16 protein-coding genes and 1 pseudogene are annotated in these 14,924 nt (G+C 62.9%); 14 read left to right on the top strand and 3 right to left on the bottom strand.

What is annotated here, in order from left to right:
* From CAPSK01_RS03710 to CAPSK01_RS03730, 5 genes are all read left to right on the top strand, one after another.
* On the top strand, positions 1–479 hold a 479-nt coding region (locus CAPSK01_RS03710), incomplete at its 5' end, for a TolC family protein (protein WP_034922738.1).
* The gene (locus CAPSK01_RS03715; RefSeq protein ID WP_034922741.1) at positions 476–1,672 is read left to right on the top strand and encodes an efflux RND transporter periplasmic adaptor subunit; all 1,197 of its coding nucleotides are present in this window, start codon (positions 476–478) and stop codon (positions 1,670–1,672) included. The genes CAPSK01_RS03710 and CAPSK01_RS03715, both read left to right, overlap by 4 nt.
* Positions 1,672–2,382: an ABC transporter ATP-binding protein gene (locus tag CAPSK01_RS03720; protein WP_034922744.1), complete on the top strand. Its 711-nt coding sequence runs from the start codon at positions 1,672–1,674 to the stop codon at positions 2,380–2,382. The genes CAPSK01_RS03715 and CAPSK01_RS03720 overlap by 1 nt, the downstream gene beginning before the upstream one ends.
* Positions 2,376–3,596 carry an ABC transporter permease gene (locus tag CAPSK01_RS03725; protein WP_034922747.1) on the top strand — a complete coding sequence of 407 codons (1,221 nt, stop codon included), beginning with the start codon at positions 2,376–2,378 and terminating at the stop codon, positions 3,594–3,596. Before CAPSK01_RS03720 ends, CAPSK01_RS03725 begins: the two co-directional genes overlap by 7 nt.
* A 49-nt stretch (positions 3,597–3,645) precedes the next feature.
* Positions 3,646–4,167 carry a gamma carbonic anhydrase family protein gene (locus CAPSK01_RS03730; protein WP_034922750.1) on the top strand — a complete coding sequence of 174 codons (522 nt, stop codon included), beginning with the start codon at positions 3,646–3,648 and terminating at the stop codon, positions 4,165–4,167.
* Positions 4,168–4,721: 554 nt separating this feature from the next.
* Here CAPSK01_RS03730 and CAPSK01_RS03735 read toward each other — a convergent pair.
* On the bottom strand, positions 4,722–5,003 hold the full coding sequence (locus tag CAPSK01_RS03735; RefSeq protein WP_034922939.1) for a DUF3579 domain-containing protein: 282 nt from the start codon (positions 5,001–5,003) through the stop codon (positions 4,722–4,724).
* 246 nt (positions 5,004–5,249) lie between these two features.
* Here CAPSK01_RS03735 and CAPSK01_RS03740 point away from each other — a divergent pair, with 246 nt between their 5' ends.
* Positions 5,250–5,465 carry a hypothetical protein gene (locus CAPSK01_RS03740; protein WP_273703030.1) on the top strand — a complete coding sequence of 72 codons (216 nt, stop codon included), beginning with the start codon at positions 5,250–5,252 and terminating at the stop codon, positions 5,463–5,465.
* A 2-nt stretch (positions 5,466–5,467) separates the two neighbouring features.
* Here the strand turns inward: CAPSK01_RS03740 and mobA are convergent, their stop codons facing one another.
* The gene (mobA, locus tag CAPSK01_RS03745) at positions 5,468–6,076 is read right to left on the bottom strand and encodes a molybdenum cofactor guanylyltransferase MobA (protein WP_034922756.1); all 609 of its coding nucleotides are present in this window, start codon (positions 6,074–6,076) and stop codon (positions 5,468–5,470) included.
* A gap of 520 nt (positions 6,077–6,596) precedes the next feature.
* Here mobA and CAPSK01_RS03750 point away from each other — a divergent pair.
* From CAPSK01_RS03750 to CAPSK01_RS21740, 6 genes are all read left to right on the top strand, one after another.
* Entirely contained in the window at positions 6,597–7,304 is a 708-nt protein-coding gene (locus tag CAPSK01_RS03750; RefSeq protein WP_273703031.1) for a cobalamin-dependent protein, read from the top strand.
* The gene (locus CAPSK01_RS03755; protein WP_034922759.1) at positions 7,301–8,326 is read left to right on the top strand and encodes a uroporphyrinogen decarboxylase family protein; all 1,026 of its coding nucleotides are present in this window, start codon (positions 7,301–7,303) and stop codon (positions 8,324–8,326) included. The genes CAPSK01_RS03750 and CAPSK01_RS03755 overlap by 4 nt, the downstream gene beginning before the upstream one ends.
* Positions 8,323–8,934 (top strand): DUF1638 domain-containing protein, encoded by a 612-nt coding sequence (locus CAPSK01_RS03760; RefSeq protein WP_034922762.1) that lies wholly within the window; start codon positions 8,323–8,325, stop codon positions 8,932–8,934. The genes CAPSK01_RS03755 and CAPSK01_RS03760 overlap by 4 nt, the downstream gene beginning before the upstream one ends.
* Positions 8,931–11,006, top strand: a complete 2,076-nt coding sequence (locus CAPSK01_RS03765) for an ATP-binding protein (RefSeq protein ID WP_273703032.1) — start codon at positions 8,931–8,933, stop codon at positions 11,004–11,006. The genes CAPSK01_RS03760 and CAPSK01_RS03765 overlap by 4 nt, the downstream gene beginning before the upstream one ends.
* A gap of 492 nt (positions 11,007–11,498) precedes the next feature.
* Positions 11,499–12,110, top strand: coding sequence for a serine hydrolase (locus CAPSK01_RS21735; protein WP_273703033.1), 612 nt, complete (start codon positions 11,499–11,501; stop codon positions 12,108–12,110).
* Positions 12,111–12,145: 35 nt separating this feature from the next.
* A complete protein-coding gene (locus tag CAPSK01_RS21740; protein ID WP_273703064.1) occupies positions 12,146–12,649 on the top strand; it encodes a serine hydrolase in 504 nt (167 codons plus the stop codon).
* On the opposite strand, the gene CAPSK01_RS21745 is transcribed toward CAPSK01_RS21740, so the two are convergent.
* Positions 12,621–12,989, bottom strand: a complete 369-nt coding sequence (locus CAPSK01_RS21745; protein ID WP_273703034.1) for a hypothetical protein — start codon at positions 12,987–12,989, stop codon at positions 12,621–12,623. The genes CAPSK01_RS21740 and CAPSK01_RS21745 overlap by 29 nt on opposite strands.
* A gap of 278 nt (positions 12,990–13,267) precedes the next feature.
* On the opposite strand from CAPSK01_RS21745, the gene CAPSK01_RS21750 reads away from it, so the two are divergent.
* Together CAPSK01_RS21750 and CAPSK01_RS03785 are read left to right on the top strand one after the other, a co-directional pair.
* Complete coding sequence (locus CAPSK01_RS21750; protein WP_273703035.1) at positions 13,268–14,293, top strand: DUF4157 domain-containing protein; 1,026 nt, start codon at positions 13,268–13,270, stop codon at positions 14,291–14,293.
* A gap of 84 nt (positions 14,294–14,377) precedes the next feature.
* Positions 14,378–14,843, top strand: a pseudogene (locus tag CAPSK01_RS03785) (pyridoxal-phosphate dependent enzyme); the annotation flags it as partial.
* Positions 14,844–14,924: the final 81 nt, after the last annotated feature.

The raw sequence follows: 14,924 nt of genomic DNA on the forward strand, positions 1-14,924 counted from the left end.
TGAGCGCCGGCCCGCAGTGGACAGACCTTGGCAGTGCCTCGGCCAACGGCAACTCGATCGGACTGACGGTCAACCTGCCGATCTTCTCCGGCTTCAACACCACTTACCGGGTTCGCGCCGCCGCCGCCCAGACCGAGGTTCAGAGCGCCCGCCGCGACAACGTCCGCCAGCAGATCGCGCTCGAGGTCTGGGAAGCCTATCAGAGCCTCAGCACTGCCACCCAGACCATTCATACCACTGCCGACCTGCTGGCCAGCGCCGAGCATTCCGAGCGTGTCGCCCTCGGACGCTACAAGGCCGGTGTCGGCAACATCCTCGACGTCCTCAACGCCCAGAGTGCGCTCGCCAACGCCCGCCTGCAACGCATCCAGGCGATGCTCGACTGGCACGTGTCGCGCGCCACCCTGGCCAGAGCCATCGGCGCCCTCGACAGCACGCTGCTGCTCTCGATCAGCAAGCAGAAAGTCCGCAATCCATGAAGCACGCGCGCAGCCTCTTCGCTCTTCTCCTCTTTGCCCTCGCGGCCGGCGGTGTGTACTGGTATCGCCAGAGCAGCAGCCAGTCGCTCGAACAGCGCTACAAGCTGCAGGCCATCGAACGGGGGGATGTCACCCAGACCGTCTCGGCCAACGGCACGCTCAACCCGATCGTACTGGTCAATGTCGGCACGCAGGTTTCCGGGACGGTCACCAGGCTCTATGTCGACTTCAACGACAAGGTCGAGAAAGGCCAGGCGCTGCTCGAACTCGACGACTCGCTGCTCGCCGCACAAGCCCGTCAATCGGCGGCCAACGTGCAGAACGTCGCCGCCGCGCTCGACCTGGCGCGCGCCAGCGAAGCGCGGATGAAAGCCCTGTTTGAACAGGAATATGTCTCCCGGCAGGAACTCGAACAGGCCGTCCAGACGCGCCGCTCGAGCGAGGCGCAACTCGCTCAGGCGAAAGCCGCCGCCGACAAGGATCAGGTCAACCTCCATTACACGACGATCCGCTCGCCGGTGTCGGGGGTCGTCGTCGACCGCGTCGTCGACCTCGGGCAGACGGTCGCAGCCAGCCTGCAGACACCCACCTTGATCAAGATCGCACAGGACCTCTCCGAGATGCGTATCGATTCGAGCTTTGCCGAGGCCGACATCGGCAAGATCCGCGAAGGACAGAAGGTGCGTTTCACCGTCGACGCCTTCCCGAACCGCAGTTTCCAGGGTGAAGTGCAGCAGATTCGTCTCAACCCGACGACGCAGCAGAACGTCGTCACCTACAATGTGCGCGTTTCGCTCTCCAATCCCGAACAGATCCTGCTGCCCGGCATGACCGCCTACGTCAGCATCGGCGTCGCCAGCCGCCAGGATGTCCTGCTGGTGCCCAACGCGGCGCTGCGTTTCAAACCCAGCGAGAGCAGCGACAGCGAGCGCACGCCCGCCGGACAGAAAACGGCGAGCGAGAGCAGCGGGGAGAGCAAGGGCAAGGGCAGGAAACGCGACACGGCCAGCGGCACGGTGTACCGCGTCGAGAATGGCGAACTCAAAGCGCTTAGCGTATCGCTCGGGATTACCGACAATCGCAACACCGAAGTGCTCGGCGGCGATCTCAAGGTCGGCGACATCGTCGTCACCGGCGAGAATGTCGCCAGCAGCAACGGCAAGCCGAGCAGTGTGGGGATGAGACTGTTCTGATGACCGAGGCGGTCATTCGCGTCGTCGGTCTCGGCAAGTCCTACGAAACCGCGGCCGGACTCTTCCCGGCGTTGCGGGACGTCAATCTTTGCATCGAGGCGGGTGAATTCGTGGCGATCATGGGACCCTCGGGGTCGGGCAAGTCGACCTTCATGAACCTGCTCGGCTGCCTCGATACGCCGAGCAGCGGCGACTACTTTCTGGTCGGCCGCAAGGTCGCGCAGTTGAGCAAGGACGAACTCGCGCGACTCCGGAACCGCAGCATCGGCTTCGTCTTCCAGGGTTTCAACCTGCTGCCGCGGATGACGCTGGCCGACAATGTCGCCCTGCCGTTGGTCTATGCCGGCATCGAGCGCGAGCAGCGGCGGCAGCGTGCGCGGCATGAGCTGGCCCGGGTCGGCCTCGGCGATTACGCCGGCGCGCTGCCGAGCCGCATCTCGGGCGGACAACAGCAGCGCGTGGCGATTGCACGCGCGCTGATCAACTCGCCGCAACTGATTCTGGCCGACGAACCGACCGGCAACCTCGACAGCCATACCAGCGAAGAGATCATGGCGCTGTTTGCAGCCCTCAACCGCGAAGGGATCAGCATCGTGCTGGTGACCCACGAGCCGGACATCGCCGCACACGCTGCACGGCAGGTGCGTTTTCGTGATGGACGCCTGGTCAGTGACCTGCCGACGCCCACCAGCGTGCTCGCCGCATGCTGAAAGCGATGCTCGGCGAAGCCTGGCAGGCGATGGGCGCGAACCGCATGCGCAGCATGCTGACGATGCTCGGAATGGTCATCGGCGTGGGTTCGGTGGTGCTGATGATGGCCATCGGCCAGGGCGCGCAGTACGCCGTGGCGCAGACCATCAGCAGCATGGGCAGCAATCTGTACATCCTGATTTCCGGTTCGACGAGTGCCGGCGGCCTGCGCAGCGGGGGAGGCGGCGGCCCGACGCTGACCGTCGCCGACGCAGAAGCAATCGCCGAGCTCGACGGCGTCAGCAATGTCGCACCGGTGCAGCAGGGCACACAGCAACTGGTCTATGGCGCGAACAACTGGAGTGCGACGGTGGTCGGCACGACGCCGCCGTATCTCGATGCGCGCGCGTGGACGATCGTCAGCGGTTATCCCTTCGGCGACTCAGATGTGCGCGCGGCGACGCGGGTGGCGCTGATCGGCCAGACCGCCGTCGACAATCTGTTCGGCAGCGACGACCCGCTCGGCAAGACCATCCGCATCCGCCAGAGCCCTTTCGTGATCGTCGGCGTGCTCGGCAAGAAAGGGCAGAACCTCGACGGCCGCGATCAGGACGACACTGTGATCATTCCGCTGACTACCGCGCAGCGCAAGGTCTTCGGCAACCCCTTTCCGGGCTCGGTGCGCCTGATCATGGTGCAGGCGACTTCGGCCGAGGCGATGCCGGCGGTCGAAAAGAGCATGACCGCGCTGCTCCGCCAGCGTCATCGCATTCGTGAAGGGCAGGACAACGACTTCTATCTGCGCAACCTTGCCGCGGCAGCGGACTCGGCAGCCGAGACGACACGCGTCATGTCGCTGCTGCTCGGCGCGATCGCCTCGGTTTCGCTGCTCGTTGGAGGCATCGGGATCATGAACATCATGCTCGTCTCGGTAACCGAACGCACGCGCGAGATCGGCATTCGCATGGCAATCGGCGCGCGCCAGCGGGACATCCTCGCGCAGTTCCTGCTCGAAGCGTTGATGATCTCGGTCGCCGGCTGCCTGATCGGGCTCTTTCTCGGCATCGGCGGTGCGCTGCTGACCAATGCGCTGACCGACATGGTGATCGTCATTTCCGGCGCCTCGATCCTGGTGGCCTTCGGGGTCGCCGCCGGGATCGGCATCTTCTTCGGCTATTACCCGGCGCACCGCGCCGCCGCCCTCGATCCGATCGAGGCGCTACGCCATCAGTAGCACGACAGGCTACAATCTTTCTTCAGCCCACTCAGCGAGAACCTCTCCCATGCCCATCTACACCCTCGGCGCCCGGCGCCCCCAGATCGACCCGCAAAGCTGGGTCGCCCCCAACGCCACCGTGATCGGCGACGTCCGCCTGGCCAGAAACGCCTCGATCTGGTGGAACGCAACGGTGCGCGGCGACAACGACCCGATCACGATCGGCGAAAACAGCAATATCCAGGACCAGTCCGTCCTGCATACCGACGAAGGCGTACCGCTGACGATCGGCTGCAACGTCACCGTCGGCCACCTGGTGATGCTGCACGGCTGCACCGTCGGCGATGGATCGCTGATCGGCATCGGTTCGGTGTTGCTCAACCGCTCGGTGATCGGCCAGGGCTGCATCGTCGGCGCCCACACGCTGATCCCGGAAGGCAAGGTCTTTGCAGACCATTCGCTGATCGTCGGCTCACCCGGCAAGGTGATCCGCCGGCTCAGTGATGAAGAAGTCGCCCGGCTGCAGCATAGCGCCGATCACTACGTAGCCAACTGGCAGCGCTATCTGCGCGAACTCGCGGCGCGGTAGTCTTCCTATTTCTCCGCAGAGGAAGAAAAGGCCGTCGAGTCGACGGCCTTTTCCCATGGGGCTGTGGATAAGTCGGAAACCGCTTTTCGCTATCCCGAAAACGCACGGACAACACTGTGTGCAAGCTGTGGGTCAGGCGTGGAGAGCTGCCGCAAGGCATTCTTTGCTAAGGGAAATTTTCTGCCGCCTGAATATTGGGCGAAGCGGAAATGATCGCGGCAGGATGGGCACCCAGATGGGTCGACGACAACCTTCCAGCCAGGGTAGCAAAGGAGGCTGGTTTAATGTGAAAGTCGCGTATGCGACTCACGAATCTCCCCCTCCCCCGCGCGGGGGAGGGATCGGGGGAGAGGGAAACGGTCATGACTTTCATGATCGGGGGTGCCTGGAAAAGTCATGACCGTTAGCCCATGTTGCTGGTTTCCGGCCAAGAACGCGGATGATTCACATGAACGTTTCCTGACTCCACCCGACCGGCCGACACAAGACCATGCAGAGACTGTCGGAAAGTGCACGCTCTTCTTGTGTCCGACAGGCTCCTCGCTGATAGACCACTATACGAGGTCCTGGATCAGTTGCAGATCGTTGTCTTGTGCGAAATGCAGTACGAAGCGGTAGGCCATGGGCTCCACTTCGTATAATCGGCCGTCTACGAAAACAGCTTTCTCGCCCTTGTAGGTCCTGGGGCCGACATAGGGTGAATAGCGCATTTTCTTCTCGGCGCCAAAAGCTGAAAGAACACCGCAAAGTCTTTCAGCCCAGTCACTGGGGCGGAACCTCTTGCCTGCGATGGTCAGACCGACGATGATGAAAGAGGGGTGCGACGTAGTGGCCATATCTCGGTGGTATCGTAGCGAGGAGAACCGCGAGTACTCTCTTGGGTTGTCGTTGAGCGCCTTCCGACAGCCACGACATGGCAATTCTAACAGAAAGATGGAGATGGCGGTCTTACCGGATCCAGCCTTGTCCAACGTGGTATGAGCCTGCACGAGGAACGCATTGCCCCCCAGGAATGAGCCTGAACGAGAGAAATCGCGGGTGACTTGGCGTTTGGGTTGATCCTCTCAGGGATGGTGATCAACATGAACGAAGCACGTCTGATAACGATGGTGCAGATCGAGCAGTTTCTCAGAGTTGCTGTGCCCGGAGCCGGTAATTCCACTTTGTCTGATTGCATTTCAAGCCCATTCCAAAAGGATGTCGGCTTGCTTTCAATAGGCTCAATCCATTGTTTTTTGCCGTCGTTGATGGACTTCGGCCAGATGATCCTGCAACTCGGTACTGTGCAAAATCCGTAAGATCAGGTTGTCCGATCCGGCAGCACCCTTTCGACATGCTCTAGTTCCTCGCAGTTGTTGATGTTCTCGAAAGCCTCGGCCTGATCATCAAAAGCCACCTCGACTACCTGCAGCGTCGCGTGCCAGCGATCGACGCGGCGTCCACCGTTTTCCAGGTATTCGCTCAATGATGGCAGTACGTCACGCCGGCACAGGCAGAACACCGGTTGCAGCTGGTCGAAGGTGCGGGCGACGGCAAGATCGGCGCCGCTCGTGGTCAGAGCCTGCAGCAGGCGAAGAACCAGATCGCTCGGCAGGAACGGTGAATCGCAGGGAGCGGTAGCCAGCAGCGAGTGCGTCGCCCCCAGCAGCGCGGCCTGCAGACCGGCTAGCGGACCAGCGAAATCGGAGATCTGGTCGGTCAGGACGCGATGGCCGAAAACGGCGTAGCGATCACCGTTCTGATTGGCGTTGATCAGCAGTTCGTCGACCTGCGGACCGAAGCGCTCGATGACCCAGGCCACCAGCGGTCGCCCGCACAGTTCCTGCAGCCCCTTGTCCACGCCGCCCATACGGCGACCGCGCCCACCCGCGAGAATGACGCCGGTGATGCGCGCTGCTTCATCAGGCAAGTCTTTTCTCCTATGTGATTTTTCGGGTCTGGCGGCCGCCTTCGGTAGGCGCTGTCGCGGGCGCTTTGTCGTCGCGCATGACGCTCAGCGATGATTCGCACGAGGTCTTCGCTTCCCCGATAGTCTCGGATGGGTTTCAATTGCCCAGTCGACAATGTAATATGGAAGTATACGCTGATTGGAATCATGCCCTGTCAGCGGTCGCCCGGATCGCCTTCAGTTGCCAGGGAAATACCCTGAGGGGTGGACTTGGCGTCGATCCCGAGCATCAAGAACGGTAGGACCCGCAATGCCACACGAACGCTCCGACGACCGGCGCGTCAACACCAGAACGGCTCAATGCGAGCATACGCGCCTCGACCCGGCGCAGCGCGGTGAAAAGATCCCTCAGAGGCACCCCGGCGGCCGATATTGCGCTCTCCAGTCGGCGACGGCGAGCGTTCGGCAGCTTGTAGGCAACGTCGGCCTAGCGCCGGTCGCGATCCACGGCGCGCCTGGATAGTATAGGGAGGACGCCGAGATGACGCCAGGCGAACACCCGGACGGCGAGCTTTCCGATCTGAACATTCGGCGGGCCTTGGTGGCCGCAATCAGCCGCGCCGATCGCGAACGGGCTGGACAATTGCTCGACCACTGGGCTGCGCGACACGGTTATGCCGCGGCGTACAAGGATCTTCTCGAGCCAGCCCTGAAAAGAATCGGTCGCGGTATCAACTCGGAACGCTTTTCGCTGGCTCAAGCCTATGTCGCGGCCAAGGTGGCCGAAGACATGTTGACCAAGTCCGCCGGATTGCTCGCGCAGAACAGTGAACCAAAAACGGTCAAAGGGCCGGTGGTTCTCGGCAACGCGGAGGAAGACTTCCATGCCCTGGGTCGCCGCATGGTGGCGACGATGCTGCGCTCCAGCGGTTGGGTCGTTTGCGATCTGGGCAACGATGTGCCGGCGGCCGAGTTCGTAGACAAGGCGATCGAGATTGGCGCGCGGGTCATCGGCGTGTCGGCGATGACCATGACGACGGCACTGAACATCAAGGAAATCCGGCGTGAACTCGATGCACGAGGGCTGTCCGGGCGTATTCAACTGGCGGTGGGCGGCGCCGTGTTTCTGGTTGCAGAAGGGCTTTGCGATGAAGTGGGGGGGGATGGTACCGCGCCGGACATGCTCGAAGCCCCACACCTTTTTGCCGAGCTCTGGGCGCGCGGCGAACGCGGCGAGGACGCCCGGTGAACAGCATCCAGCGCCTGCAATGCCTGATGGCGGGTGAAATGGCCGACCGGCGAATGTTCACCATGCCGTTGAGCCAGTACGGCGCGGCCTTGACCGGCTGCTCCCTCGAGGAGCATTACAACGACCCGGCGGCTTATGCGCGCGGGCAGACGGCAGTACGCGAAACCTTTGCCCCGGACATATTGTTCGGCCCCCTGATCGTCGCCGCCATCGGCGAGGCATTCGGCAGCAAGGCCCGCTATTTCGACAAGGGGCCGCCCGTGGTGTCGACACCAGCCATCGAGGTGGCGTCCGAATGGAACGGTCTGCCGTTTCCCGATCCGGACCGGCATCCGCGCCTGTCGTACCTGCGGGAGGCGTTGCGGCGCGTGGTCGCCGAACACGGGCGGGAAGTGCCGGTAGCCGTGCTTCTCGTCGCGCCAATCGACATTCCCGGGCTGGTAATGGGCCTCGACGCCTGGCTGGAAACCTTGCTGTTCGATCGTCCGGCCGCTGAGGCGATCATGCGGCGAGTGACTCCCTTCGCCGCGGAACTGGCCAACCGCTGCTTCGCCGATGGCGCTGCCTTTGTCGTGTGGACAATCGGCTTCGCTTCGCCAGGTTTCGTTACCCGCGAGATATTGCAGGAGTTTTCGCGGCCCGTGCTGGTTGATACCTTGGCGCGAGTTCATGGGCCGGTCGTCCTGCACCATCTGGAATTTCCCCTCGTGGCCAACCTGGACGTTTTGTCCGGTTTGCCTTCCGTCGCCGGTTTCGTCCTCGCGCAGGGCGACAACCTGAAACGGGCGCGCCGGCTTCTTGGCGCAGACTCCATTCTGCTCAGCGGGCCCGCGTCACCGTGGATGCGGCGAGCCGCGGCAGCGGATGTCGAAGCGGTGTGCCGGAAGACACTGGAGAATCGGCGCGACGACCCGCGTTTCATTCTGGCCAGTTGCAAGGGTGACATGTACATCGATACGCCCCCGGCCAACATTCACGCCTTCCGGAAATCGGTGGAGGAATTTGCTGGGGATCGCCGGTGACCGAATCCGGGCCTTGTCCACCGACGCTGGTCGTATGCTCGGTGTTCGCGGCCGAGGTCGAGGCGCTCTGGCAGATCCACTGGCCCGCGCTACGGATTCGCGTCGTGCGCTCCATGTTGCACGTTTGTCCGGCTAGACTCGGTGAGCAGTTGGAAGCGATCGTCGAGGAGGAACGGAGGAGCGGGCGAGGGGTGGTCCTGGTTTATGGCGACTGCTATGTCGGGATGCGGCAGCTTGCGGCGCAACCTGGCGTCGTGCTCACCAAGGGAGCCAACTGTGCCGAACTGCTGCTCGGCCGTGAACGCTACCGGCGGGACGCGCGCGATGGTGCCTACTTCCTGCTGCCGGAATGGGCGCAGCGAGGCGAGCGCTTCTTCGCGCACGAGCTGGGTCTCGATCGGGCCAATGCCAGAGGGCTGATGGGCGACCTGCATCGCCTGATCGTCTATCTCGATACTGGCATGCTGCCCGTGCCGCAAGAGAAGCTGCGGGCGATTGCAGACTATTGCGGTCTGCCATGGGAGTCACGTGCCACGCCGCTGGATTGCCTGCACAGCGCCATCAGCGAGGCGCTGGGGCGGCTCGATGAATCGGTGATAGCGGGATGACCAGAGACGCTTTCAACGATCCCGCGCTGTCGTTCATGACCATCGACGTTCTGAGCAACGTTCTCGACCGTGCGGACAACCCTGGCAATACCGGCAGCTATCTGACCAAGGAACTGCGTGCGATGACCGCCGCCCGCAGCGTGCTGTTGATCCAGTTCGACACGGATTCGGCGGCGGGCGACTACCGGATCGTCAGCGTCGATCCCAAGCGCCGCAGACCTGTCGGTGATTCGGCGGGATTTCGCCGTCTATGCGGCATGCTCCGGGGTATGCGGGCGGTCGAAGTGTGGCCTCCCGGCGACTCTTCGGAAGCGGCGCGCATCCTGCTCGAAGAAGGGATGGGCCTGACGATGGCCATGCCCTTGATGGTCGGCGCTCACCACGTCGGAGCGCTGCTCCTGCTTGGCTTGCCCGAGGAGGCCGAACTGGCGGCCACGACGACCTTGATTGGTCCGTTATCGACCATTCTCGCTCTGGTGTTGCGCAATGCGGTGCTCTACGAACGCCAGGAACAGACCATCAAGTCGCGCACGGCCGAGTTGTCCGAACTCAACCGGAAGCTGACGCTCGAACTCGCCGAACGCAAGCGTGCGGAACTGGAGTTGCAAAGCTATCGCAATCACCTCGAGGAACTGGTGGCGGTTCGCACGGCCGAACTGGAGCATGCCAAAGAGTTGGCCGAGACGGCAAACCGGGCCAAGAGCACCTTCCTGGCCAACATGAGCCACGAGCTGCGCACGCCGCTCAACGCCATCCTCGGCTTCTCGGCAATGATGTGCCGAGAAGCCGCCATCACCGGGCGCGACCGGGAACATCTGGACATCATCAACCGCAGCGGTGAACACCTGCTGCGTCTGATCAACGACATCCTCGACATGGCCAAGATCGAGGCTGGTCGCATCGCTCTGGAAGTGGCGCCATTTGACTTCGACTCCGCGGTGAATGATGTCGTTGCCATGATGGGCCAGCGCGCACGCGAAAAGAGCCTCGACCTGCGCCTGGAACGTAATGGGCAGGTGGCGCGCTACATTCGGGGCGACGAGGTCCGTTTGCGGCAGGTGCTGGTCAACCTGCTGGGCAACGCCATCAAGTTCACAGAGCAGGGTGCGGTCACGCTGCGCTTGGATGCCACTGCCGGCGCAGACGGTCGCCGCCTGCGCATCGACGTGGCGGATAGCGGTCCGGGTATCGCGCTGGCAGAACAGGCGATGATCTTCGAACCATTCGTACAGGCGGGCCAGGCGTCGGCGCACAGCGGCACCGGACTCGGATTGGCGATTACGCGTCAGTTCGTCGAGTTGATGGGCGGCCGAATCAGTGTAGTCAGCGAGATGGGCCAGGGCAGTTGCTTCTCTATCGACTTGCCGATAGAACCCGCATCGGCGCCCGAAGTGAGCAGCTTGCCTGAAGGAGACGGTGAGGTTCTGGCCTTGGCGCCAGGCCAGCCGGAGCTCCGGATCCTGATTGTCGAGGACCAACCTGAGAACGCCTTGCTGCTCGCCAGGCTGTTGGAAGGGGCCGGGTTTCAGGCAAAGACGGCGGAGAACGGCGTGCGCGGCGTCGAGTTGTTCCAGTCGTGGCGCCCCCATTTCATCTGGATGGACCGACGTATGCCCGGGATGGACGGACTGGAGGCCACCCGCCGCATCCGGGCGCTGGACGGCGGAAAGGACGTCAAGATAGTCGCGCTCACTGCTTCCGTATTCGCCGAGCAGCGTGGAGAAATGTTGGCCGCCGGCATGGACGACATTCTGCACAAGCCATTTCGTCGCGCCGACGTCTTCGCGTGCCTGGCGCGCCTCCTGGGTGTGCGCTACCAGCATGAGGCGACGGTGAGCCGATCGTCGCCGGTTGCAGAACGGGCGGACCGGGCGGTCGTCGCGGCACTGCCGCCAGAGCTGCGACGCGAACTGACCGAAGCGGCAGTCACTTTGAATGTCGAGCGCATCGACCGACTGATCGCGCGAGTGGAAGCACACGACGAGGCGCTCGGGCAGCTTCTGCGGCAATATGCCGAGCACTTCGATTTCGAACAGATCGAAACGATCCTGCGCGACGGTCTCGAAGCCTGAGCCGGCGGTCGGTGAAGGCGGCCCCTTTGCCGGGCCTCGGCGAGCGCACCGGGCGGCGCGGCAATTCTCAGGGCCAAGACAGTCCAAACCCGAGTCGTCATGAAGCGCCAGACATGTCGGCATGATTCCGCAGGCGGCTGAGCAGGTAGGTCGCCTTGCTTAATGTGAAAGTCGCGTTAGCGACTCACGAATCTCCCCTCCCCACTTGTGGGGGAGGGGTCGGGGGAGAGGGAAACGGTCATGACTTTCATGATCCGGGGGGTCTTGCAAAGTCATGACCGTTTGCTTGGTGCGCGGGGGGTGACTGCTTCGCCCTCGGTCAGAATCTCGTCATAAGGGCGCGGACATGGGCGATACGTTTCCGGGATAGCGGCCCACCGGCGATCAAATATCGAGTGACGCTGACGGCGGAGGAACGGGAACAACTGGATTCATCGACGCCCTGTTGAGACCAGCACGATTGGGCCGCACCTATTTGCGTGAAAGCGGTATATGAACACTCGACGGATCAAGCCATATTTTGCAGTCTCCCTGTTCGCATTAGCTGCCGCGATCGTGTGGATTGTTGCCGCTGGGCCTGTCACTGTTTATCGGACGGTCGTTTACAACTTCTCCGGCATCGAGGATGACCGTATCTTTCCTCAGCACCATCTGACCGCCGCAGCCGAACCCTTTCGCTTTCGCGAAGGCCACGGGAAATGGAATATTCCTACTGTAGTCAGCTTTGGTGACCGTCGGGACGTTCACCTATCGGAACTGCTGTCCGCAACCGACACGGTTGCCTTTCTCGTTGTGAAGGACGATGCAATCCTATTCGAGAAATACAATGCAAACTTCGACCGGGCTACGTCCTCCTTGTCTTTCTCAATGGCCAAGTCGGTCTTTTCTATTCTGGTGGGTTGCGCCATTGCAGACGGATACCTCAAGTCGATCGATCAGCCCGTGACCGACCTCGTGCCTGAATTGAAGAGCAGGGGATTCACGCCAGTCACACTAAAGCACCTTCTACAAATGACCTCCGGCATCGACTACGCCGAGAACGACTTTCCGTTTGGGATACACGTTCGCTTCTCTATACAAACCGTCTCGAACAAGAAATCCTGAACCTCAGACTGCGGGAGCGACCCGGCACTCGTTTTATCTACAAGTCGAGCGATGTCTTGCTGTTGACGCTCGTTCTCAAACGTGCGCTGGGTGGCAAGAGCATCACCCAGTACATGCAGGAGCGCCTGTGGAACCCGCTGGGCATGGAATATGGCGGCGCATGGAGCATCGATCATGCGCCGGGTGGGTTGGAAAAAACGAGTTGCTGCCTCGCCGCCACTGCACGGGACTTCGCCAAGTTCGGGCGGCTTTACTTGAACAAGGGAATATGGGACGGGCGGCTGATCATCCCGGAAGTCTGGGTGAGGGAATCCACACGCATCGATATGACCGATGGTAGCGCCTGGAATTACCAGCGCCTATGGTGGCTGGTCGCGCGTGATCGGTCCGACTTCATGGCAAACGGCCATCTCGGGCAGTTTCTGTACGTGAACCCATCGGCAGGCGTCATCATCGTTCGCCTTGGCAGCAGCATGGGTGGTCTAGGTCGGGAGGAATGGACGCAGGTCTTCATGTCGCTATCAGATGGTATCCAATGACGATCGGGTCATGAACGAACACCAGGACCCTCGGCGCATCCTTCGCTTCGCCGAGGGCGATGTTATAGACGGCCGGCAGCCCGGCGGAATTGTTCGGAAACAGGTGCCGCTCGAGAAAATCGAACATCGCGTAAAGCGCGAGCGAGCGCCCGAGTGCCGACTGCGTCCTGAATGCTTCCTCATCGTGCCGCGTCGCGCAGACGACGCGAATCTTGTCCGCGCATGCGACCGGATGATCGTCGGCAACGCTTTCCTCAATGCACCAAGGCCGCGAGGCGGTCGCGCAGATCATCGGGAGCAAAGAACAATTAGAGATTGACGCCCCTTGACGGAGGCTCATATACTTTTCATGGCGCCGTTGGATTTCCTATCCTTAATAGCCGACTACGGAGATAAGTCATGCTGCGGCAACCAGTCTTACGTTCAGCCGGGCGCGACCCTGCTATGCCGGGGAAATCCCTCGTGCCATCAGACGGGCGGCGCGCGGACTTCGCCGCGCCGTTGCTGCGCCGGGCGGCCTGTGCCTGTGGCGGCAGCTGCCCCCGCTGTGCCGGTCGCTTACCGCCAGGCCTGCCGCTGAGCCAGCCTGGGGATGCACTGGAGCGCGAAGCCGACCGAATGGCGGCGCGCGTCCTGCGCCGCGCCGTTCCGGACGCGACGAACGCGGCGACACCGGCGCTGCCTGGGCCGGCTGCTGCTGAGGCTGTCGGAGAAGTTCTACGCTCGCCCGGCACTCCGCTGGACGGTGAGCTGCGAGCCTGGATGGAGCCGCGCTTTGGCCACGACCTGGCCGCGGTGCGGGTGCACACGGATGCGGTCGCCGCGCGCTCGGCACGCGCCGTCAACGCGCTGGCGTACACTGCGGGAGAGCACCTGGTGTTCGCCGATGGTCAGTATCGACCGGCCACTGACTCGGGGCGCGCCTTGCTCGCGCACGAGCTGGCGCACGTGGTTCAGGGCCGCGCGGCGGGTTTGCCGCGCCTGCTGCGCAGCGTCGCCAGTTGGTCGAATTGCCCGGATGGGGTCAACAGCGCTCCGGACGACGCACGCCTGGCGCTGGCCACGGTCGATTCCCGAGCCGCCGAGATCGCCGCCAACGCCGCCGCGCTGCTCGGCGCGCAGCCGCCGGCGGCAGAGACGCTGGCCGCCTTCGAAGCGCGCTTTGGGCTGCCGCCCGAAGTGCGCGGCGGTTTCCTGAACCGGCTCACCGGCCGCGTGCGGCCCGACCATGACACCGCGCTCGGCGAAGAGCTACGAATTCTTGCTCGTCGTTATTCGCTGGTCGCGGGACTGCTGGCGCAGCCGATCCAGTACGTCTGTGCCGGTGACCCGGCTTCGATAGCCCGCGCCCGCGTGCCCAACTGCGAGGCGTTCGCCTGGTCGCGTCGTGGCAGCGGCAGTATGGTTCTTTGCCCCGGTTTCTGGGATGAAATCGCCGACGACGACAGTCGTTCGGCCGTCGTCCTGCACGAGTCGGTGCACATCCTTTGGGGCCGCAACAACCCCCCCGAGCGCGGCGAAATCCGCGACCGGACGGCGCCGGGTCCGGGCGGTGCCTACGTGAACGCCCACTGCTACGACGAACTCGCGGCTGCGTTGATGGGCACAGGCACTCCGCGGGTGCGTTGCACGCCGCCGGCTTGATTTGTTGTGTCACCTCGCTGCGTGAAGGATCGCCGCAGGCCGTGTTGCGGCGGCGGCCGGTGCCACTACGCGAGCCGTCGGTAGGCTTATTCGGTCAAGTGCCGCATCGGGGCTGCGATGATCTGGGATGCCGAGGAGCGTGGTTTGCTGGGTCCAGGCAAGGAACTCGTGGAACCGACCAGCGGCAACACCGGCATCGCTCTGGCCTTCGTCGCCGCTGCACGTGGCATTGCCCTGACGCTGACCATGCCGGAAACGATGAGCCTGGAGCGGCGCAAGCTGCTGGTCGCCTATGGCGCCAGGCTGATACTGACCGACGGCGCGAAGGGCATGGGTGGCGCCGTCGCCAGGGCCGAGGAGATCGCTGCGTCGGACCCGGCGCATTACCTGCTACTGCAGCAGTTCAAGAACCGCCAATCCAGCGATACACGAAAGGACCACCGGTCCCGAGATTTGGGATGACACCGACGGAATGGTCGGCATATTCGTGTCCGGGGTTGGTACCGGTAGTACGATCACCGGCGTGTCGCGTTACCTCGAAAAGACTCGCCCAGTGGTCAGGCGCTGAGGACTGGCCAATTTCGGAAGGCTCTTTATGTGTTTCGGGCGGTTGAGCATTGTCGTTCTGGAG

The sequence above is a fragment of the Candidatus Accumulibacter vicinus genome (genome assembly GCF_000584955.1).
GTDB classification, from domain to species: Bacteria; Pseudomonadota; Gammaproteobacteria; order Burkholderiales; family Rhodocyclaceae; genus Accumulibacter; species Accumulibacter vicinus.

Excerpts from the sequence above, each read along its gene's own strand:
- CAPSK01_RS03725 (WP_034922747.1), top strand. The coding sequence starts at position 2,376 with ATGCTGAAAGCGATGCTCGGCGAAGCCTGGCAGGCGATGGGCGCGAAC.
- CAPSK01_RS03720 (WP_034922744.1), top strand. The coding sequence starts at position 1,672 with ATGACCGAGGCGGTCATTCGCGTCGTCGGTCTCGGCAAGTCCTACGAA.
- CAPSK01_RS03750 (WP_273703031.1), top strand. The coding sequence starts at position 6,597 with ATGACGCCAGGCGAACACCCGGACGGCGAGCTTTCCGATCTGAACATT.
- CAPSK01_RS21745 (WP_273703034.1), bottom strand. The coding sequence starts at position 12,989 with ATGAGCCTCCGTCAAGGGGCGTCAATCTCTAATTGTTCTTTGCTCCCG.
- CAPSK01_RS21750 (WP_273703035.1), top strand. The coding sequence starts at position 13,268 with ATGGCGGCGCGCGTCCTGCGCCGCGCCGTTCCGGACGCGACGAACGCG.
- CAPSK01_RS21735 (WP_273703033.1), top strand. The coding sequence starts at position 11,499 with ATGAACACTCGACGGATCAAGCCATATTTTGCAGTCTCCCTGTTCGCA.
- CAPSK01_RS03740 (WP_273703030.1), top strand. The coding sequence starts at position 5,250 with ATGAACGAAGCACGTCTGATAACGATGGTGCAGATCGAGCAGTTTCTC.
- CAPSK01_RS03715 (WP_034922741.1), top strand. The coding sequence starts at position 476 with ATGAAGCACGCGCGCAGCCTCTTCGCTCTTCTCCTCTTTGCCCTCGCG.
- CAPSK01_RS03765 (WP_273703032.1), top strand. The coding sequence starts at position 8,931 with ATGACCAGAGACGCTTTCAACGATCCCGCGCTGTCGTTCATGACCATC.
- CAPSK01_RS03730 (WP_034922750.1), top strand. The coding sequence starts at position 3,646 with ATGCCCATCTACACCCTCGGCGCCCGGCGCCCCCAGATCGACCCGCAA.
- CAPSK01_RS03735 (WP_034922939.1), bottom strand. The coding sequence starts at position 5,003 with ATGGCCACTACGTCGCACCCCTCTTTCATCATCGTCGGTCTGACCATC.